An 18,733-nucleotide genomic window follows, 5' to 3' on the forward strand; every position below is an offset into this window, starting at 1 on the left:
AGCTGATTTATGACAAATTTACGGTATAATGGGTTCAGATTGGAGTGAAGAAAGATGAATCAATCTGACATGTGCCCGCGGTTTGAAAAAGCAGTTGAGTTATTGAGTAAACGCTGGGTTGCACTGATTGTTTTTCAGCTTCTCTCAAGTCCGCAGCGCTTTGGTGAAATTGAGGCCGCTCTGACAAATTTAAGCGGAAGAGTATTATCTGAGAGATTAAAAGAGCTGGAAGCAGCAGGCATTGTAAAACGGGAGGTTTTTGCTGAAACACCCGTGCGTATTGAGTATTCTTTAACTGATATGGGGCGTTCCCTTGCACCCGTTTTTGAGGAAATTTCGAAGTGGTCTACTGAATGGATCACGCTTGAATCATAAAATACCCGCATGTGAACTGCCTGATCATCATAAAACTACCTCCCTTACAGATGTAAGGGAGGTTTTGTCTTTTCAACCGCTTAAGCAGATGTCATGTTTTTTTCAGCTAATGCTTTTCTTTCTTTTTTCTTGTTCGTTGGGCTTAAATAGCGTTCGAGCCAGCCCATGACTAGGTCAGCGATAATGGCCATGAGTGCAGTTGGAATAGCACCTGCTAAAATGATGGCTGTTCCGTTTGTGGCGTTTGATCCTCTGATGATGATATCACCTAGACCTCCCGCGCCAACAAATGTCCCAATCGCTGTAATGCCGATAGCGATGACCAGTGCAGTTCTTAAACCAGCCATAATAACCGATAAAGCAAGCGGTAATTCAACCATTCTCAGCACTTGCCATTTCGTCATGCCCATCGCTTTACCCGATTCTAAATAAGCATGTTCAATGCTGACAATCCCTGTATACGTGTTGCGGATGATCGGCAACAGCGAATACAGAAAGAGTGATATGATGACTGTATTTGCGCCAAGTCCTAACACGAGCATCAACACGGAAAGCATTGCTAACGCCGGTATGGTTTGAATGACGTTGGTAATGGCGAAGATCCAATTGCTTAGCTTACGGTAATGCGCCACAAAGATGCCTACTGGAATTCCGACTATTGCCGCAAACAGCACCCCATACGCTGACATGAGAAAATGCCGATAAAATTCTTCTAACACATATGAACCGTTCTGCTGATAATACGTCCATAATTGCTGCAGTGTGTCCATCAGCCGTGACACCTCCCCATCTTACTCAAAGTAATTGTGCTTTTTCAGGAAATTCTTCGCAACGGTGGCTGGTTCTTGAAGCTCTCCGTCGACTTGATAGTTCAGCTCTTGCATTTGTTCTGTATTAATTTTTCCGATCAGTCTGTTGATCACCTTATCAAGCCCTGGGTTCTCTTTTAAAACTTTTTTCGGGACAACGGGCGATGCATCATATGGCGGGAAAAACCGCTTATCATCTTTTAAAATTTTGAGGTTATAGGCTTTGATTCGCCCATCTGTTGAATAGGCAAGCACAATATCCATTTTTTCATTTTTTAATGCATCGTACACTAAACCAATCTGCATTGGATACGTGCTTCCAAATTCAATTCCGTATGTTTTCACGAATCCTTCATAACCGTCGCCTTTCTTTTTGAGCCATATATTATCGACACCGAACCGGTAATTCTTCGCATTCTTTTTCAAGTCAGAGACCGTTTCTAACTTGTTTTCCTTCGCCATCTTTTGCGTCACGGCAAAGGCATACGTATTGTCAAAGCCATAGGAATCAAACCATTTGTAATCATAGCGTTTCTTAAATTCTTTTTGGACGATTTCCATTGCACGCTCCGGGTCTTTTTCCGCATCCATTCCAAGCGTACTCGTCAAATCTGTCCCTGTATATCTTGTCGCAGAAATGTCGATATCCCCATTTTCCATTGCTTTCTGCTGTACGGTATTAGAGCCTAAGTTTTTCACAATGGTTGTCTTTTTATCAGTGTAATGTTCGATGATCTCGCTAACCATATAGGCCATGATTTCTGATTCGGTAAAGTTTTGTGCTCCCACCCGCAGCGTATTGCCTGAGGAGCCGGCTAGTCCAGGAAGTGAACAGCCGCTTATCAATAGCAAGCATCCAGCAAGCAGTGCGCTGATCCATTTTGTTTTTCGATTCTTCACATAAGCCAACTCCTTATGAAACTTCCTTCAATCCTTTTAAGCCTTCTGGTGTTACTTTTTTCTCCAGCTTCATCAATGTAAAGTCAATGATGACCGCTAAAATGGTGACTGGGATGGCACCTGCAATAATGTATTCCGGCTGGTATAGCTGAAGTCCAATCAAAATGTAGTCACCAAGACCGCCTCCACCGATAAAAGCAGCAAGTGTTGTCCAGCCAATTAAATAAATCGTTGACGTTCGGACACCTGCCATAATGATCGGTACAGCAAGTGGAAGTTCCACGAGACGAATTTGTTCCCATGTCGTCATGCCGATCCCTTTACCGGATTCAAGCAGATTTTTGTTCACACCTTGGACGCCGGCATACGTATTTCTCAAAATAGGCAATACCGAATAGAAAAAGAGAGCAACGATTGCAGGTATTTTCCCAACCCCCAAAATAGGAATAAAAAATGCAAGAATCGCTAAACTAGGGAGTGTTTGAAAGATATTCACGACACCGATGACAAAACCTGCGCCTCGTTTCATTCGCGTGAGAACGACGCCTAAAGGAACGGCAACGATAATTCCTAGCACGACAGCAATTAAGGAAATATATAAATGCTCCCACATTTTTGTGAGGAGTTCCCCACCATTTTTCTCTAGAAAATCGATGATTTGATCCATGTGTCCACCTCCCTTAGTTCATTTCAATGGCAGACGCTGGCGTATCGTCTCCCCAAATGGAGTCGTACACAACATCTACAAGACTTGCCCGTGTCACAATGCCTTTTAAATGCCCTTTGGCATCGACAACCGGTACATATTTAATACCGCGTATTAAGATTTTCCGAACGGTGTCTCTGAGAAGTGCGCCTTCTTGTACAGTATAGAACTCTGTATTTAAGATCTCACCAACGAAAGCCGCTTTTCTGCGGTTCGCATCAATTGTTTCAATATCGATATAGCCTTTTAACACATCATGTTCATCTACTACAAGCAAGGAATCGACCCGCTTTTCTCTCATGATATAGATGGCATCAGTCAACGTTTGTTCGACTGTAATGGTGACTGGTGACGTGTTCATCATTTGTTCTACACGTTCCATATTCGGATTTGACTGAAGCAGGCGTTCTTTTCCGATGAATTCTTCAACGAACTCGTTGGCTGGGTTACGCAAAATATCTTCTGGTGTGCCTACTTGAACAATCTCTCCATCTTTTAAAATCACAATTCGGTCAGCCAGTTTAATTGCTTCATCCATGTCATGTGTGACGAATACGATGGTTTTATTTAACGTTTTTTGCAGCTTCTTAAATTCTTCCTGCAATGTATCTCGTGTAATTGGATCAAGTGCACCAAATGGTTCATCCATGAGGATCAGAGGGGGTTCTGCTGCCAGTGCGCGAAGAACTCCGATGCGCTGCTGCTGTCCTCCACTGAGTTCATGAGGATAGCGCTCTAAAAATTCTGGGCCCATGTCGACGAGCTTCAACAGTTCGCGTGCTCGTTCCTTCCGTTTTTCTTCCGGCCATTTTAAGAGCTTCGGCACAAGTGAGATGTTTTGCGCGATGGTCATATGGGGGAACAGTCCAATTTGCTGAATCACATAACCGATTTCTCTTCTTAATTGAACTGGATCTTTTTTCATGATATTTTCTCCCTCGATAAAAATATTTCCTGAGGAAGGTTCGATGAGTCGGTTGATCATCTTCATGGTTGTGGTCTTACCACAGCCACTCGGTCCAATAAAACAAATAAATTCTCCTTTTGCTATGTCTAAATCAATATTTTTGACAGCTTTTTTTCCGCCTTTATACGTCTTAGATACATTCTCTAGTTTCAGCAAATGAGACACCTCCAATTAGTTGGATCTATATATTCAGAAAATTTACACCTTATTAATTATAGTGCAAACTTTATAAAATAAAAAGTTTATGATGTGTTTGTATTGCATAACATTTATATAAAATTTTCAGTTAACGCCGTAATATCTAGATATCTCTCCTTTTTCCTCCAAATTACTAGCAATTACTCAATATTTATTGTTTTCATCAACAAACAGGTATATGATATATTGTGTTACAAATTGTCAGTCGTGAAGGGATGAAGCGGGGAGTGGACAAGCAAGCGCTAGGCGCCATTCAAAAAGCACAGGATCATTATATTGAAAAAGCTGCAGAGAACATGAATGCCTTTGGTCTTTCTTCTACAGTGGGTAGAGTGCTTGGTATCATTCACATGAACCGTAAACCAATGACGCTGGAAGAGCTATCAGAGGCGACCGGCATGAGCAAAACGAGGATGAGTCAAGTCGTTCGAGAAATGCTCGATTTAAATATTGCGGAAAAGGTTTATGAAAAAGGAATACGTAAAGATCTTTATGACGTTGAGCAAGATCAATACCAAACGTTTATTTCATTGTTTGCAGCCAATTGGACACGTGTTGTCAGTAAAAACCGTAAAGCACATAAGAAAACGTGCAAGGAATTGCAAGAGCTGCTTGAACAGAAAGATTTACCAGAAGAAACAGAGGATAAAATCAATCTGCTTCTTTCAGAAATCAAGGAAAGTCTTGATTACTATGATTGGATTAGCCGCTTAATTGAGTTCTTTGAAAGTGAAGAAGTATTTAAGCATGTGCCGAAACCTTAAAAAAAGCTGTTTTATTTTACATCATTGTAGAAAAAAACAGCTTTTTTATATACACTTATGACATAAACATCGGAAACATCCCTTTTAAGCCTGCGCCGATCATTTCAACTGCCACTACAGCCAGAATTAATCCCATCAAACGCGTCACGACATTCATCTCTGTTTTCCCCATTTTTCTCATAATAAAACTTGAATAATGAAAGGCATAATACGTCATGGCAAGAACGATGACAATGCCGATTAGAATCGCAAACATGTGGAGCATCCCTTGACTTCCCGGGGTTAAACTCATCACTGTAGCGATTGTACCGGGACCAGCGATGATCGGAATGGCGAGCGGCGTAACGGAGATATCTGCCTTCTCTTTGCTTTCTGCCTTTTCCTCCGAATGAGGATTTTGGACGTGTGATTCTTTTGCATTCAGTAAATTGTAAGCGATACCAAAAATAAAAATACCGCCAGCGATGCGAAGTGCATGAATATCAATTCCAAACAGTTTGAAAATGAGCCTGCCTGCCAATAGAAAGGCAATCAAAATAATAAAAGAGACCACGATGGCTTTTTTGGCTGTCTGGGAGCGCTCTTTCTCTGTATAGCCCTCTGTTAAGGTGATGAAAAGAGGTACGTTTCCTATGGGGTTTGATACAGCAAATAATGAGACGACAACATGAATCATAAAGGAAATCAACAGACACCCTCCTTTTTGCATAGTGTCTGCCATTCTGATGTGAATATTCCCTTGTGATGTTAAAACCTGTATATCTTTAACCGATGATAATAATGGTTTAAAGAAAGGGGTTCACACATGAAGAAAACAATGACGATCATTCTTCTTTCTGTAGCAGTTATTGCCTTAGGTGGCTGGATTGTTGGGCAGCAGCAGACCATCGTAAAAGCAGAGAAAACACATCAGCAAGAAAGCAAAACGAGCGATCTGAAGCTCTCGCAGTTAACATCAGATCAAACAGATATGAAGCATAAAAACGATGAACAAAAAAAGCAAATAGCCACCGTCACAAAAAAGCTCAAAAAAGAAAAGAAAGCCTATGAAAAAGAGGTCAAACAGCGTAAAGCGCTTGAGATAAAAGTCGACCAGCTTCAAAAAGAGCTGGCAGCAGCAAAAGCCACTGCTCAAGCAAATAAGCAGACCGCTCAGTCTACAAGGAAACCAACTGTCAAAAAAGACCCGAATGTCACTCATCATCCTCCCTCACAGTGGGTACAGGACCAATACGATTGGGGCGTGAAACAAGGGTATATTAAAGAATAGAAAGGATGAAAAAATGTGATACAGATTCGGCGATTATCTCATGATGAATCTCTCCCAATGGATCTTTTACTATTAGCTGATCCTTCAAAGGAAAAGGTTCTTGCTTATGTACAATCCGGTTCTTGTTATGCGGCTTTTCATGAAGATGATGTGATTGGTGTCTATGTGCTATCATCGCTCTCTCAGCATTCAGTGGAAATCATGAATGTGGCTGTGAAGGAGTCATGGCAAGGAAGGGGAATTGGGAAGCAGCTGATCCGCCATGCAATCGCTGAAGCGAAAGCTGCTGGTTTTCATACGATTGAAATCGGCACAGGCAACTCGAGTATTCAGCAGCTCGCACTTTATCAAAAATGCGGCTTCCGCCTAACGTCGATCGATCGTGATTTCTTCCTTAAGCATTATGATGAACCAATTTATGAAAACGGGATTCAGTGTATAGATATGGTACGGCTGTCACTTACATTTCAAGCAGACTGACTATTTGTTCAGCCTGCTTTTTTTATGCTCTTCGTTTCTTCATAGCATGAATCACATATTGAATGAAAAAGTAAAGCACAGCGCCGGCTAAAAAGCAGACAACGCATCCAAAAAGCGTCGCCTCAGAGCTGAATTGATACTCTTCAATTTTCATAATATAAAATGGCATACCAAACAGCGTTGGACTTGATTCGATATGATTGACCTCTAGCAGTAGTAAAAAGACAGGGGTCATAAACACAGCAAATATATACAGCATCGCAAGTGTTAAGCCGCTAGAAAACGAATGAAATACTTTGATCATCTCTTTCTCTCCTTCATCTCTTTTAAACTGACTGTGATATTTTTCCCGTCTGGGCAAGCTGGATGCAGCATCACAGTGTTCAGTAAAGAAAAAAACAGCAGCTGATGACTCACCGAATGCTTCCACGTTAATAAAAGCACAATTGAGCAGAGTACCGGAAACAGCGGACCTGCAAGTGCCACCATCAGATTAAAGCTCGGCCGGGCAAATGTCTCATGGACGATCGCCACATGCTTCCAATCAATCGTTACCACAAAATCAAAGAGCGGCCTTTTTTCGACTTTGTTACACACCATGATCATCAGCATATGACCGAGTTCATGAATGAGCACAACCGCTAGTAAACTAATGACAAGCCCCATCATCGCAATATCGGCCTTTTTAACATCACAGCATATATACAACTGAAAAAGGTAAGTGACCCAAGCAGATAAGCGGTGGCAAGAAGAAACATATGAGCTGACAGCCACTCTAATAAAAGCATATCGATGAAGCTGAATACAGCAATCATCATCACGATGACAAACAGTTTATTAAAATCACTGATTTTCACGACAAACCCCGTACAGGCTGCCATGACGGTCATGAATAAAATGGACAAACTCGCCAAGCCATGACCTTCACTTTCAATACCGATCACCAAATAAGCAAGGCCAATATACACAAAATAAATGAGTAAATTGATTGTGTAATAAAATAAAATTCTTGGCAATATATACGCACCCTTTGATGTATTTAACATAAAGATGGCCCGTTGATTGATATGATATTCTTTGCCAATCATCAGCGGAAGCATGATCAATATTTCCTTTAACGCAAACTGCACAATAAAGGCATACAGCCAGCCAGTTTCTTCCGGTGTAAAAACAAATGGCAGCCCAATCGTCAAACAAACGAGAAAGAGGAACAAAATGCCTTGTTCTTTAAAAACAGTTGATCGGATGAAATAGACCATTTCCTGCCGCACATGCGTCAGAAAGGAAGAGTACGTCCTAATTTTCTGGTAAGAAAATGACTTTACCTCTGTTTTCAGCTGCAAAAACATTTGATGAACATAGCAAGCTGCTAAGCCCTTTACCCATAGCCAGCCAGAGCTTAGAAGAATTACCAGCAACGTCAGATAGACAGCCGGCCATACATGGATCATCTCCACTGCTTTTTGAAAAAGAAGAAATATGAGTACTTGAAGTGTCGCAAAGCCGATTGTTTGTAGCAGTAAATGCTCCTTTGTTTTTGATACGAAATAACTTACACCGATCCTCATTAGCATCCATGAAGAGAGCGTATAAAGTGCCAATATGCCGCATGTGATGCAGACAACGATGATCCAATACAGAGATGGGGTGACACCTGTGATAAAAAGACCTAATACAATCGGTAAAAAAAGCAGTCCAGCCATGAGGAAGCAAAAAAGCACTGGAAAGAAATACGCACAAAGGACAAAGGGTACACTTTGTATGGCACTGTTCAAAAAGTAGAATTGATATTCTTGGCGCTTCAGTTTATTGCGGGATAACACAATCCCTGCTCCTAATAGTAAGAGCGACATTTTGACAAATTGGAGATATAGCGCAGCTGGCTCACTTTCACCTGCCTGCATGTAAAAGCGCAGGCTGATGACAACGTATATCGCATAGATGAGCAAGAGAAAAACGGCGGCTGCGAGCAGCTGCAAAGGATACTTTTTTCCAAGCTGCTTTCCTTTCGTTGTCAGCATGCCCCACTCTATTTTATGAAGAACGTGTCGTGTCCAAATCATTGAGTAACCTCTCCACCTGCATATAGTAATCTCGATTTACTTCTTTATAAATCTCTTCAAGTGCCTGATGAGGAAATGTCTCATTCGTTTCTTGGCGGGACATATTCAGCTTGACGTCACCATTTCTTAAGATCATGAGATGATCATATAATGTATCACCAAAACTCAAATGATGAGTTGAAATCAAGATGCCAGCGCCTTGATCTCTCAGCTTCATGAGCACCTTTTTTAAGATGATCATCATATCTGGATCAAGTCCGTTCGTTGGCTCGTCGAACACATAATAATCACACGGTCTGAGAAGCTGCGAAATGATCTGTGTTTTCTTTTGATTGCCATGGGACAGCTGAGCGATTGGCTGATCCATATACGGACTCAGCTCAAACAAATCGGTGAATGTCTCTTCTCGAGTGACATCTTGCTCATGTGGCAGCTGAAGTAATTGAAAGTATTCCCTCGGTGTTAAATAATCGAACAACGCATGATCGTCAGGAATATAGGAAACATGTTTTTTCAACAGGGAAATATGTGCTGAGGATTGAAGGTTCAGCTGTGCACCATGTAAGGAAACGTAGCCAGTAAATGGCGTCAGCCCAAACATAGCTTGAATCATCGTTGTCTTTCCTGCACCATTATGCCCTAAAAGAAGCATCATCTGGCCTTTCTCCACGTTCATTTGTATATGGCGGAGAGAGAAGGTGCGGCTATACGTTTTTTCTTGTAATTGTAATGTCAGCATCATATCCCTCCGTTTGTTTCAGATGGAACAGATGACCTTGCATCTGTTCTCATCCCTGTTAGAACCCGCATTGGATTTTAACGTACATGCCTAATAATTTGAACTCTCCTAAAAATTTGGAGCCCTGTCCAAAGGTCTTACATGCCCAAATCAATGCTCCAAGTGAAATAATGCCCAATATAGCGGCAAGGACATAAATCCAAAATGCGTTTTTCTGTACATTCTTAGAAGTTAGAATTCGTTGCTTCCTTTCATCATATGCCGCCAGTAGGTGGAGAATATACATATACACACCTACTGGAAAACGAAGGCTAAAAGGATTCAGCATCTCATCACCCCCTAATATATGTAAAATGATACCACCCCCTTACAGAAAGCATAAGTTCATTTCAGATCATATTTTTAGTCGATTTTTCATGATCTATTGCTTATAAATGGTGGATCTTCTCACTTTCCCTCTGACTGAAGGATGACTTTTTACAAAAATAGGATGTGACTATTGAAACAGCTGCGGGATCTCATTCAACAAAAAAAAACGCTGCGCCCACTCTTTTATAAGAGCGGAACGCAGCGCGTTGCTGGCATTATTTATTCAAGTTATAGAATGTTGCAATGCCATGATATTGTGCTGTTTCAGCCAATTGATCTTCGATGCGAAGTAATTGGTTGTATTTCGCCACACGGTCCGTACGAGACGGAGCACCTGTTTTGATTTGTCCAGCGTTTGTTGCAACAGCGATGTCTGCAATTGTGCTGTCTTCTGTTTCACCAGAGCGGTGAGAGATAACAGCTGTGTATCCTGCACGTTTTGCCATTTCGATTGCATCAAATGTTTCAGTTAATGTACCGATTTGGTTTACTTTGATTAGGATTGAGTTACCAACGCCGTTTTTGATTCCTTCAGAAAGCTTCTTCGTGTTTGTCACAAACAAGTCATCTCCTACTAGCTGAACCTTGCTGCCAAGACGCTCAGTTAATAGTTTGTGACCTTCCCAGTCGTTTTCATCAAGGCCGTCTTCGATCGAGATGATTGGGTATTTCGATACCATATCTTCATACCAGTCAACCATTTCAGCAGATGTTTTCACAACACCTTCGCCTGATAAATGATATTTACCGTCTTCTTTGTTGTAGAACTCAGAAGATGCAGCATCCATTGCAAGTTTCACTTCTTCACCTGGTTTGAAACCAGCTTTTTCAATCGCTTCAACGATTGTTTGAAGTGCTTCTTCGTTAGAACCAAGGTTTGGAGCGAATCCACCTTCGTCACCTACAGCTGTGTTTAAGCCTTTTGCACTTAATACAGATTTCAGGCTATGGAAGATTTGTGCGCCCATGCGAAGTGCTTCACGGAAGTTAGGTGCACCTACAGGCATAATCATGAATTCTTGAATGTCTACGTTGTTATCCGCATGCTCTCCGCCGTTGACGATGTTCATCATTGGCACTGGAAGCGTTTTGGAGTTGAATCCACCAAGGTATTGGTAAAGTGGAATTTGTAAGAAATCAGCAGCCGCACGTGCTACAGCGATAGATACGCCAAGGATTGCGTTTGCGCCTAATTTCCCTTTGTTTTCTGTTCCGTCAAGTTCGATTAACATTTTGTCAATTGCTACTTGTTCAGTTACATCAAAGCCTAAAAGCTCTGGTGCAATGATTTCGTTTACGTTGTTTACAGCTGTCAGAACACCTTTTCCAAGGTAACGGTCTTTGTCTCCGTCACGTAGTTCTACTGCTTCATATTCACCAGTAGAGGCACCACTTGGTACTAGTGCACGGCCAAAGCCGCCAGATTCTGTGTAAACTTCTACTTCAACTGTTGGGTTACCGCGAGAGTCTAATACTTCGCGTGCATATACGTCAACAATGTATGGCATCGTTATTTCTCTCCTTTTGAATCAATTTGTTATTTCTGAATCAATGATGTTCCTGTCATCTCTTTTGGTTTTTCAAGACCAAGTAAGTCTAAAAGCGTTGGAGATAGATCGGCTAGAATGCCGCCTTCTCTAAGCATTGCACCTTTTTTCGTTACGATGACTGGAACAGGGTTTGTCGTATGTGCAGTATGCGGCTTTCCTTCTTCAGTAATCAGCACGTCTGCGTTACCGTGGTCTGCCGTGATGATGGCATGTCCGCCTTTTGCTAGGATTGCGTCGACAACAGCTCCTAAGCATTCATCTACTGCTTCAATGGCTTTAATTGTTGGCTCAAGCATACCTGAATGACCAACCATATCCGGGTTAGCAAAGTTCAGGATGATCGCATCATGCTTGTCAGCATTGATGTCTGCAACAAGTGCATCCTTTACCTCATAAGCGCTCATTTCTGGCTTGAGGTCATAGGTTGCCACATCTGGCGAATTGATCAAGATGCGGTCTTCACCAGGAAATTCTTCTTCACGTCCACCGCTCATAAAGAACGTCACGTGAGGATATTTCTCTGTTTCAGCAATCCGCAGCTGTTTCAATCCATTTTGCGCTAGCACTTCTCCTACTGTGTTATCCAAATTCACTGGTTTGAAGGCAACATAGCCATCAACCGTTTCACTGAAGTGTGTGAAGCAGACGAAGTGTAAATGCTTCGGATGTGCTTCTCCGCGATCAAACGAGCGGAAATCTTCATTTGTGAAGGTGTTCGAAATTTGGATTGCACGGTCTGGGCGGAAGTTATAGAAAATCACAGAATCGCCGTCGTTTACTTTTGCAACTGGCTCACCATTTTCTCTCGTGATGACAGATGGAATAACGAATTCATCGTAGATTCCATTTTCATAGGAGTCATCAACGACATCATAGATGTTTTGATAACTTGGGCCTTCACCATACGCCATCGCGCGATATGCTTTCTCCACACGATCCCAGCGTTTGTCACGGTCCATTGAGTAATAGCGTCCAGAAAGTGTTGCCACTTCTCCGACACCGATTTCTTTGATTTGTTCTTCAAGCTGGTTTAAGTACACTTTGGCTGTCTTTTGACCAACATCACGTCCGTCCAAGAAGCCATGAATGTATACTTTTGTTAAGCCTTCTTTTTTCGCTAGTTTCAGCAAGGCAAAAAGATGCTGGATGTGGCTGTGCACACCGCCGTCTGACAGGAGACCGAATAAATGAAGGGCCTTGTCATTCTCTTTTGCATAAGTCATTGCCTCTAGGAACGTTTCGTTTTTCTCAAATTCCCCATCACGAATGGCAACATTCACTCTTGTTAAGCTTTGATACACAATGCGTCCTGCACCGATGTTCAAATGCCCAACTTCAGAGTTCCCCATTTGACCTTGTGGGAGGCCTACTGCCTCACCTGAAGCCGTTAAGGTTTGATGCGGGAATTCGTTCCAGTAGCGGTCGAAGTTCGGTTTCTTTGCTTGGGCAACAGCGTTACCAACTGTTTCGCCTCTTAAACCGAATCCATCTAAGATGATTAATGCAGCTGGTTTCTTACTCATATTGACCTTCCTCCAATAATTGAACGAAAGACTGAGGTTCTAAGCTTGCGCCGCCTACCAAAGCACCGTCAATATCGGATTCTGCCATATATTCTTTAATATTCGCAGGTTTCACGCTTCCGCCATATTGAATGCGAAGGCTGTCTGCCGCTTCTTGACCATATTCGCTTGCAACCGTTTGACGGATATGCGCACAAACGTCGTTTGCATCTTTCGCTGTAGAAGATTTCCCTGTACCGATCGCCCAGATTGGCTCATATGCAATAACAGATTCAGAAACTTGCTGAGTTGTTAAACCAGCTAGTGCTTTCTTCACTTGATCAGCGACAAGTTCATTTGTTTTGCCAGCTTCACGCTCTTCAAGCGTTTCACCTACACAGATAATTGGAACGATGCCATGCTTGAATGCAGCATGTGCTTTTTTGTTCACTGTTTCATCTGTTTCAGCGAAGAATTCACGGCGCTCTGAATGACCGATCACTGAGTAGCCAATGCCAAGATCTTTTAGCGCAGCAGGACTGATTTCACCAGTGAATGCACCATTTTCTTCAAAGTGCATGTTTTGTGCACCAATTTTAAGGTCTGTTCCGTTAGAAAGGCTGTTTAGCTTTTCAAGGAAAAGAGCTGGCGCACAGACAATTGCTTCCACTTTGTCAGGAGATGGAATGGATGACTTGACTTCTTCAACGAAGCTAACCGCTTCGCCAAGTGTTTTGTTCATTTTCCAGTTCCCAGCTATAATTGGTTTTCTCATGATTGACACTTCCTTATAGCAGTTTTGGTCTTATTTATCGTTTAATGCAGTAACACCTGGAAGCTCTTTGCCTTCCATAAATTCAAGTGAAGCGCCGCCGCCTGTAGAAATATGGCTCATCTGATCAGCCAGACCAAATTTCTCAACAGCTGCTGCTGAATCTCCACCGCCAATGACAGAATATGTATCTTTTGCTTCTGCCAGTGCTTCTGCGATTGCTTTTGTTCCTTTAGCGAATGCGTCGATTTCAAATACACCCATTGGTCCGTTCCAAACAACAAGCTTGCTGTTTTTAATAACATCAGCGTACTTGCCTATTGTCTCTGTTCCAATATCAAGTGCTTCTAGATCACTTGGAATTTCAGAGATTGGCACAATGCTTGTATTCGCATCATTTGAAAAGTCGTCGGCTACCAGAACATCTGTTGGAATCAGGAAGTTCACGCCTTTTTCTTTTGCACGGTCCATAAAGGATTTCGCTAAATCGACTTTGTCTTCTTCTAATAAAGATTTTCCTACTTCGTGGCCTAGTGCTTTCACAAATGTGTAAGCAAGTCCGCCGCCGATGATGAGGTTGTCCACTTTATCAAGAAGACTTTCAATCACACCGATTTTATCCTTTACTTTTGCGCCACCGATAATCGCTGTAAATGGGCGATCAGGGTTTGAAATGGCTTTTCCTAGAACCTCAAGCTCTTTTTGCATGAGGAAGCCAGAAACAGCCGGAAGATATGCTGCAATACCAGCAGTGGATGCATGTGCACGGTGTGCAGCACCGAATGCATCATTGACATACACATCGGCTAAATCAGCAAATGCTTTTGATAGTTCAGGATCGTTCTTTTCTTCACCAGGATAGAAACGAACGTTTTCAAGCACTAGCACATCTCCTTCTTTTAAGTCAGAGATTTGCTTTTTCACGTTGTCGCCGTAAGCTTCATCCGCTTTTTTCACTTCTTGTCCAAGAAGCTCTTGAAGACGTTTCGCTACAGGTGTCAGACGCAGTTCTTCAGTAACTTGACCCTTCGGACGACCCAAATGACTAGCTAGTAGTACCTTTGCGCCTTGTCCTGTTAAATACTCAATCGTTGGTAATGCTGCGCGAATACGAGTATCATCCGTCACTTTTCCGTCTTTCATTGGAACGTTAAAATCTACGCGGCAGAACACAACTTTACCTTTTACGTCAATGTCTTTTACTGATTTCTTATTCATGCTCGTCAGGAGATCCTCCTTTATTCTGGTTTCCTTACGCATTGGACAAGTCTCTCTTTATCCTTTTCCCATTTTGCCCTCATCAAAACGAGAAATCGTGCAGAACGGATAAAAACAGAGAAAAAGGGAAAGGGATGCTTCCCCTTCCCTTGTCCGTCTTCATTATATCGTGTCTATAGGAAAGAACCAAGTGAGTTCCTTCAGTGTGACAAATTAAAGACCTTGTTTTGCAATGTAAGCTGCAAGGTCAACAACGCGGTGAGAATATCCACTCTCGTTATCGTACCAAGAAATGACTTTCACCATGCTGCCTTCCATTACCATTGTAGAAAGAGCATCAATTGTTGAAGAGTTTGCATTACCATTGTAGTCACCAGATACTAATGGCTCTTCGCTGTAGCCAAGGATTCCATTAAGTTCTCCTTCAGCTGCTTCTTTAAGTGCTGCATTTACATCTTCAACAGTTACATCTTGGTTTAATTCAGCCACAAGGTCAACTAAAGAAACGTTAGGTGTTGGAACACGCATAGCGCCACCGTTTAATTTACCTTTAAGTTCAGGCAATACAAGTGAAACAGCTTTCGCAGCACCTGTAGAAGTTGGGATGATATTTTCCGCAGCTGCACGAGCACGACGGTAGTCTTTGTGCGGAAGATCAAGAATTTGTTGGTCATTTGTGTATGAGTGAACAGTTGTCATCATACCGCGTTTGATACCAAATTTATCGTTAAGTACTTTTGCAAATGGAGCTAAGCAGTTTGTTGTACAAGATGCATTAGAGATGACATCGTGGCTAGCTGCATCGTATTTGTCTTCGTTTACACCCATAACGATTGTGATATCTTCTTCGTTAGCAGGAGCAGAGATGATGACTTTTTTAGCGCCAGCTTCTAAGTGTTTTGCAGCGTCTGCACGTTTTGTGAAGAATCCAGTAGATTCAACAACGATTTCTACGCCTTGTTTACCCCAGCTTAATTTCGCAGGGTCACGCTCAGCTGATACTTCGATTGTTTTACCGTTCACTACTAAGTTCGTACCGTCTACAGAAACCTCTGCATCTAGTTTTCCGTGAACAGAGTCATATTGTAAAAGGTGTGCAAGCATGTTAGCGTCTGTTAGATCGTTAACCGCTACTACCTCAACTTCAGGATTGTTTAATGCTGCACGAAATACGTTACGTCCAATACGTCCAAATCCGTTAATACCGACTTTTACTGCCATGATGTTTCCTCCTTTTATAGGTCACAATGTTTTATATTGAGGGATCAATTGACTCCCTTAATAACTCTTTTGCGGCTCCTTCGTCTGTGACGAGAACCGTTCGGCGGGGTTTTTTGAAATAAGCTTCAATGGCCCCTGCCTTTGATGATCCACCTGCAACAGCAATGATGTGTGGAATGCTTTCTAAATCATCTAGCTGCATGCCGACGGAGTGCACTTTGTGGACGACCTCACCATCACGATTAAAATAATAGCCAAAGGCCTCTGTCACTGCGTCATGCTCATCAATCTTTTTTAAATCTTCAGCTGGTGTGTTTCGTCTCATCGCCATTGTTTTTGCTTCACCGATTCCATGAATGAGCATCGTGGAAGATTTGATCGTTTGAAGCACTTCTTTGACTGACGGCTCTTCAATAATGGAAGAGTAAGCACCTTCTGACAGCTGTCCTGGAACAAACAGCAGTTTGTAAGTACCGGAAGCTTTTTCAGCCATGTGGGCACAAATGGTGTTTGCCTGATTTTTTACATTCTCCCCAAGACCGCCTCTCGCAGGGACAAACATCATGTCTCTGTTTTTGGCATCAGGGGTCATCATTTCGGCAACGGCTTCCATCGTCGTTCCGCCAGTGACGGCGACGATATTATTTCCAGTAAACCTTTTTTTCATACATTGGACAGCAGCTCTTCCCATCTCTTGCTTCACCCACGGGGATTCGTCACTGTCACCAGAAACGATCACGACTTCTTCTAGGCCTAACTTCCTCTTCAATGTATTTTCCAAAAAGGTTAAACCTAAAACGTCTTTCATCATTCCTTCAAGCATTTCAAGCAAAGCGTGGCCTTCACTCGTCAGCATCATGCCGCTCGTTTTGACATCCAGCAGATTTTGTTCTTTTAAAAACTGAACTTCAGCTCTTAAGATGCGCTCACTGAGACCAAGACTCGTCGCAAGACTTCTGCGGCCGATTGGTTCAGCTAATCTGATGTACTGCAAAATGTCGTAGCGTTTTTGCATAACGATGAGAAGATCTGGCAATAATTTTTTTTGAGCTTCCAATAAACGATTCATGGCTAACGACCCTTTCTTTTCACATTGGACTAAAAACGTCCCACTGTGACAAAAAACGTCCCGCCACAGCCAAAAAAAATCAATCCCTGCTTTCTTTAATTATTTTAACAGGATCATCTTGCATTTTCAACTATTACAAACACATTTAGACAAAAAATAGACACATTTTCACCGATAGCCTGCTTGTCATCAAGGTTCTTGCTATGATTTTTCTTTTCGAAATATTTTATTTTCTTCTATATTGAATGAATTCATCAATGAAAGTGTGCATGCGTAAGAGGTCCGCATACACACTTTTTTGATATAGTCGTCTTTTATGTTTTTGGGATTCCTTCCTCTTCGGCGAAACGCTTTGCCTCTTCCTTCGGTTTGATTTTGAGATAATAAATGATGTAGCAGGCAGCCATGAACGGGATTCCGCAATAAAGACCGATCCGCTGATCCTCGATAAAAAATAAGCTAATGAGCACGATGCCAAATGCGATGAAGCCTGCTAGTGGGACAAATGGATAGAGCGGTGTACGGAAGACGAGATCCTTTACATCTCCCCCGTCTTTTATGAATTGTTTTCTAAAGAAATATTGAGACAAACAAATGGACATCCACACCACAACAAGAACCATTCCAGAAATCGAAATAAGCCACACATACACCGTTTTTGGCGCCACAATACTTGTGAGCAGAGATAGAGCGGATACACCCATTGTCACCAATAATGCATTGATCGGGATTTTACGCTTGGACAGCTTTTTCGTAAAGGCAGGTCCTTTCCCGTCCTTTGAAAGCGACCAGAGCATACGTGATGATGCATATAATCCAGAGTTTGCTACAGACAAGACAGCTGTGATGATAATAAAATTCATGATATCTGCAGCATATGGGATGCCGACCTTGTCCAGCACGACCACAAACGGACTGTCGACAGCGCCTGCTGTCTGCCATGGAAGAAGTGCGGCTAGAACCGCAATTGATAAAACGAAAAAGACCATCGTTCTCCAAATAATATTCCGTATTGATCGAGGCAATGTTTTTTCAGGGCTTTCACTCTCACCTGCTGCGATCCCTACAAGTTCTGTTCCTTGGAAGGAGAAATTGACCGTGACCATGGTTAATAAAATAGCAAAAACACCATTAGGAAATAGTCCGCCATGATCCGTCAAATGACGAAATAAAGGGGCTGGTTCTCCGCCTTTTAAATCAATCATTCCGAAAATTGCGCCAATTCCGATAATAATAAACAATAGGATGGCCGCAACCTTGATGGCTGAAAACCAAAACTCCGTTTCAGCGAAGCTGCGAGCAGAGATGGCATTCACGGCAAATAATATCACGCTAAATGCTAGACACCAGAGCCAAACCGGAATATCTGGAAACCACCTTTGGAGCAATATGCCTGCTGATGTAAACTCCAGACCAATCGTACACGCCCAGCTAAACCAATACAGCCAGCCGATCATAAAGCCTGTGGACGGGCCTATATATTTGGTTGCATATTCCTGAAAGGAACCGGCTGTTGGCATCGCCACTGCTAATTCTCCAAGACAGAGCATGACCAAATACATTAAAAATCCGCCAATGATAAACGATAGAATGGCTCCCCCCGGTCCTGCCTGATGGATAATCAACCCTGACCCAAGGAAAAGCCCTGTACCGATGACGCCGCCTAAGGCAATCATAAAGAGATGTCTGCTTTTCATGGAACGCTCTAGTTCATTATGCTGTTCTTGCATCAAATCCACTTCCCCACTTTCCCTCTTCTAT

At 42.3% G+C, this 18,733-nt stretch carries 21 protein-coding genes; 4 read left to right on the top strand and 17 right to left on the bottom strand.

What is annotated here, in order from left to right:
- The first annotated feature begins 54 nt into the window (after nt 1-54).
- Entirely contained in the window at nt 55-375 is a 321-nt protein-coding gene (locus MHB83_RS01485) for a helix-turn-helix domain-containing protein (protein ID WP_050944175.1), read from the top strand.
- A gap of 80 nt (nt 376-455) precedes the next feature.
- On the opposite strand, the gene MHB83_RS01490 is transcribed toward MHB83_RS01485, so the two are convergent.
- From MHB83_RS01490 to MHB83_RS01505, 4 genes are read right to left on the bottom strand one after another with little or no spacing between them, the layout of a single operon-like run.
- Nucleotides 456-1,145 (bottom strand): ABC transporter permease, encoded by a 690-nt coding sequence (locus MHB83_RS01490; RefSeq protein WP_003213726.1) that lies wholly within the window; start codon nt 1,143-1,145, stop codon nt 456-458.
- A 21-nt stretch (nt 1,146-1,166) separates the two neighbouring features.
- A complete protein-coding gene (locus MHB83_RS01495; RefSeq protein WP_340990162.1) occupies nt 1,167-2,084 on the bottom strand; it encodes an osmoprotectant ABC transporter substrate-binding protein in 918 nt (305 codons plus the stop codon).
- A 13-nt stretch (nt 2,085-2,097) separates the two neighbouring features.
- Nucleotides 2,098-2,751, bottom strand: coding sequence for an ABC transporter permease (locus tag MHB83_RS01500; RefSeq protein WP_003213477.1), 654 nt, complete (start codon nt 2,749-2,751; stop codon nt 2,098-2,100).
- Between the two features lie 13 nt (nt 2,752-2,764).
- Nucleotides 2,765-3,913 (bottom strand): betaine/proline/choline family ABC transporter ATP-binding protein, encoded by a 1,149-nt coding sequence (locus MHB83_RS01505; protein ID WP_003212926.1) that lies wholly within the window; start codon nt 3,911-3,913, stop codon nt 2,765-2,767.
- 269 nt (nt 3,914-4,182) lie between these two features.
- On the opposite strand from MHB83_RS01505, the gene MHB83_RS01510 reads away from it, so the two are divergent.
- Complete coding sequence (locus tag MHB83_RS01510) at nt 4,183-4,719, top strand: GbsR/MarR family transcriptional regulator (RefSeq protein WP_212045549.1); 537 nt, start codon at nt 4,183-4,185, stop codon at nt 4,717-4,719.
- A gap of 55 nt (nt 4,720-4,774) precedes the next feature.
- Here the strand turns inward: MHB83_RS01510 and MHB83_RS01515 are convergent, their stop codons facing one another.
- Entirely contained in the window at nt 4,775-5,407 is a 633-nt protein-coding gene (locus tag MHB83_RS01515) for an NAAT family transporter (protein ID WP_003212698.1), read from the bottom strand.
- A 117-nt stretch (nt 5,408-5,524) separates the two neighbouring features.
- On the opposite strand from MHB83_RS01515, the gene MHB83_RS01520 reads away from it, so the two are divergent.
- Together MHB83_RS01520 and MHB83_RS01525 are read left to right on the top strand one after the other, a co-directional pair.
- A complete protein-coding gene (locus MHB83_RS01520) occupies nt 5,525-5,989 on the top strand; it encodes a hypothetical protein (protein WP_268492586.1) in 465 nt (154 codons plus the stop codon).
- Nucleotides 5,990-6,004: 15 nt separating this feature from the next.
- Nucleotides 6,005-6,469: a GNAT family N-acetyltransferase gene (locus MHB83_RS01525; RefSeq protein ID WP_251190807.1), complete on the top strand. Its 465-nt coding sequence runs from the start codon at nt 6,005-6,007 to the stop codon at nt 6,467-6,469.
- A gap of 22 nt (nt 6,470-6,491) precedes the next feature.
- On the opposite strand, the gene MHB83_RS01530 is transcribed toward MHB83_RS01525, so the two are convergent.
- The 12 genes from MHB83_RS01530 to MHB83_RS01585 all read right to left on the bottom strand — a co-directional run bounded on the left by MHB83_RS01530 (nt 6,492) and on the right by MHB83_RS01585 (nt 18,702).
- Nucleotides 6,492-6,773: a hypothetical protein gene (locus MHB83_RS01530; protein WP_003213050.1), complete on the bottom strand. Its 282-nt coding sequence runs from the start codon at nt 6,771-6,773 to the stop codon at nt 6,492-6,494.
- On the bottom strand, nt 6,770-7,138 hold the full coding sequence (locus MHB83_RS01535) for a hypothetical protein (RefSeq protein ID WP_050944185.1): 369 nt from the start codon (nt 7,136-7,138) through the stop codon (nt 6,770-6,772). Before MHB83_RS01535 ends, MHB83_RS01530 begins: the two co-directional genes overlap by 4 nt.
- On the bottom strand, nt 7,135-8,532 hold the full coding sequence (locus MHB83_RS01540; protein ID WP_342496566.1) for a hypothetical protein: 1,398 nt from the start codon (nt 8,530-8,532) through the stop codon (nt 7,135-7,137). The genes MHB83_RS01535 and MHB83_RS01540 overlap by 4 nt, the downstream gene beginning before the upstream one ends.
- Nucleotides 8,504-9,271, bottom strand: a complete 768-nt coding sequence (locus tag MHB83_RS01545) for an ABC transporter ATP-binding protein (protein ID WP_342468157.1) — start codon at nt 9,269-9,271, stop codon at nt 8,504-8,506. The genes MHB83_RS01540 and MHB83_RS01545 overlap by 29 nt, the downstream gene beginning before the upstream one ends.
- Nucleotides 9,272-9,329: 58 nt before the next feature.
- Nucleotides 9,330-9,599 (bottom strand): hypothetical protein, encoded by a 270-nt coding sequence (locus MHB83_RS01550; protein ID WP_034620133.1) that lies wholly within the window; start codon nt 9,597-9,599, stop codon nt 9,330-9,332.
- Nucleotides 9,600-9,855: 256 nt separating this feature from the next.
- A complete protein-coding gene (gene eno / locus MHB83_RS01555) occupies nt 9,856-11,148 on the bottom strand; it encodes a phosphopyruvate hydratase (protein WP_003212752.1) in 1,293 nt (430 codons plus the stop codon).
- Between the two features lie 29 nt (nt 11,149-11,177).
- On the bottom strand, nt 11,178-12,713 hold the full coding sequence (gene gpmI / locus MHB83_RS01560; RefSeq protein WP_342496567.1) for a 2,3-bisphosphoglycerate-independent phosphoglycerate mutase: 1,536 nt from the start codon (nt 12,711-12,713) through the stop codon (nt 11,178-11,180).
- Nucleotides 12,706-13,467, bottom strand: a complete 762-nt coding sequence (gene tpiA / locus MHB83_RS01565; protein ID WP_106029339.1) for a triose-phosphate isomerase — start codon at nt 13,465-13,467, stop codon at nt 12,706-12,708. Before tpiA ends, gpmI begins: the two co-directional genes overlap by 8 nt.
- A 30-nt stretch (nt 13,468-13,497) precedes the next feature.
- Nucleotides 13,498-14,682: a phosphoglycerate kinase gene (locus MHB83_RS01570; protein WP_003213359.1), complete on the bottom strand. Its 1,185-nt coding sequence runs from the start codon at nt 14,680-14,682 to the stop codon at nt 13,498-13,500.
- 213 nt (nt 14,683-14,895) lie between these two features.
- A complete protein-coding gene (gap, locus tag MHB83_RS01575) occupies nt 14,896-15,903 on the bottom strand; it encodes a type I glyceraldehyde-3-phosphate dehydrogenase (RefSeq protein WP_003212811.1) in 1,008 nt (335 codons plus the stop codon).
- A 31-nt stretch (nt 15,904-15,934) separates the two neighbouring features.
- Nucleotides 15,935-16,972, bottom strand: coding sequence for a sugar-binding transcriptional regulator (locus MHB83_RS01580; protein WP_003212739.1), 1,038 nt, complete (start codon nt 16,970-16,972; stop codon nt 15,935-15,937).
- 314 nt (nt 16,973-17,286) lie between these two features.
- A complete protein-coding gene (locus MHB83_RS01585) occupies nt 17,287-18,702 on the bottom strand; it encodes an amino acid permease (RefSeq protein ID WP_342496568.1) in 1,416 nt (471 codons plus the stop codon).
- Between the last annotated feature and the right edge of the window lie 31 nt (nt 18,703-18,733).

The organism is Bacillus sp. FSL K6-3149, from assembly GCF_038630515.1.
GTDB lineage: Bacteria > Bacillota > Bacilli > Bacillales > Bacillaceae > Bacillus > Bacillus pumilus.

What these genes read in the sequence shown, in the direction of transcription:
- MHB83_RS01485 (WP_050944175.1), top strand. Translation starts at nt 55, where the DNA reads ATGAATCAATCTGACATGTGCCCGCGGTTTGAAAAAGCAGTTGAGTTA.
- MHB83_RS01490 (WP_003213726.1), bottom strand. Translation starts at nt 1,145, where the DNA reads ATGGACACACTGCAGCAATTATGGACGTATTATCAGCAGAACGGTTCA.
- MHB83_RS01500 (WP_003213477.1), bottom strand. Translation starts at nt 2,751, where the DNA reads ATGGATCAAATCATCGATTTTCTAGAGAAAAATGGTGGGGAACTCCTC.
- MHB83_RS01520 (WP_268492586.1), top strand. Translation starts at nt 5,525, where the DNA reads ATGAAGAAAACAATGACGATCATTCTTCTTTCTGTAGCAGTTATTGCC.
- MHB83_RS01530 (WP_003213050.1), bottom strand. Translation starts at nt 6,773, where the DNA reads ATGATCAAAGTATTTCATTCGTTTTCTAGCGGCTTAACACTTGCGATG.
- MHB83_RS01535 (WP_050944185.1), bottom strand. Translation starts at nt 7,138, where the DNA reads ATGATGGGGCTTGTCATTAGTTTACTAGCGGTTGTGCTCATTCATGAA.
- MHB83_RS01540 (WP_342496566.1), bottom strand. Translation starts at nt 8,532, where the DNA reads ATGATTTGGACACGACACGTTCTTCATAAAATAGAGTGGGGCATGCTG.
- MHB83_RS01545 (WP_342468157.1), bottom strand. Translation starts at nt 9,271, where the DNA reads ATGCTGACATTACAATTACAAGAAAAAACGTATAGCCGCACCTTCTCT.
- MHB83_RS01550 (WP_034620133.1), bottom strand. Translation starts at nt 9,599, where the DNA reads ATGCTGAATCCTTTTAGCCTTCGTTTTCCAGTAGGTGTGTATATGTAT.
- eno (WP_003212752.1), bottom strand. Translation starts at nt 11,148, where the DNA reads ATGCCATACATTGTTGACGTATATGCACGCGAAGTATTAGACTCTCGC.
- gpmI (WP_342496567.1), bottom strand. Translation starts at nt 12,713, where the DNA reads ATGAGTAAGAAACCAGCTGCATTAATCATCTTAGATGGATTCGGTTTA.
- tpiA (WP_106029339.1), bottom strand. Translation starts at nt 13,467, where the DNA reads ATGAGAAAACCAATTATAGCTGGGAACTGGAAAATGAACAAAACACTT.
- MHB83_RS01570 (WP_003213359.1), bottom strand. Translation starts at nt 14,682, where the DNA reads ATGAATAAGAAATCAGTAAAAGACATTGACGTAAAAGGTAAAGTTGTG.
- gap (WP_003212811.1), bottom strand. Translation starts at nt 15,903, where the DNA reads ATGGCAGTAAAAGTCGGTATTAACGGATTTGGACGTATTGGACGTAAC.
- MHB83_RS01580 (WP_003212739.1), bottom strand. Translation starts at nt 16,972, where the DNA reads ATGAATCGTTTATTGGAAGCTCAAAAAAAATTATTGCCAGATCTTCTC.
- MHB83_RS01585 (WP_342496568.1), bottom strand. Translation starts at nt 18,702, where the DNA reads ATGCAAGAACAGCATAATGAACTAGAGCGTTCCATGAAAAGCAGACAT.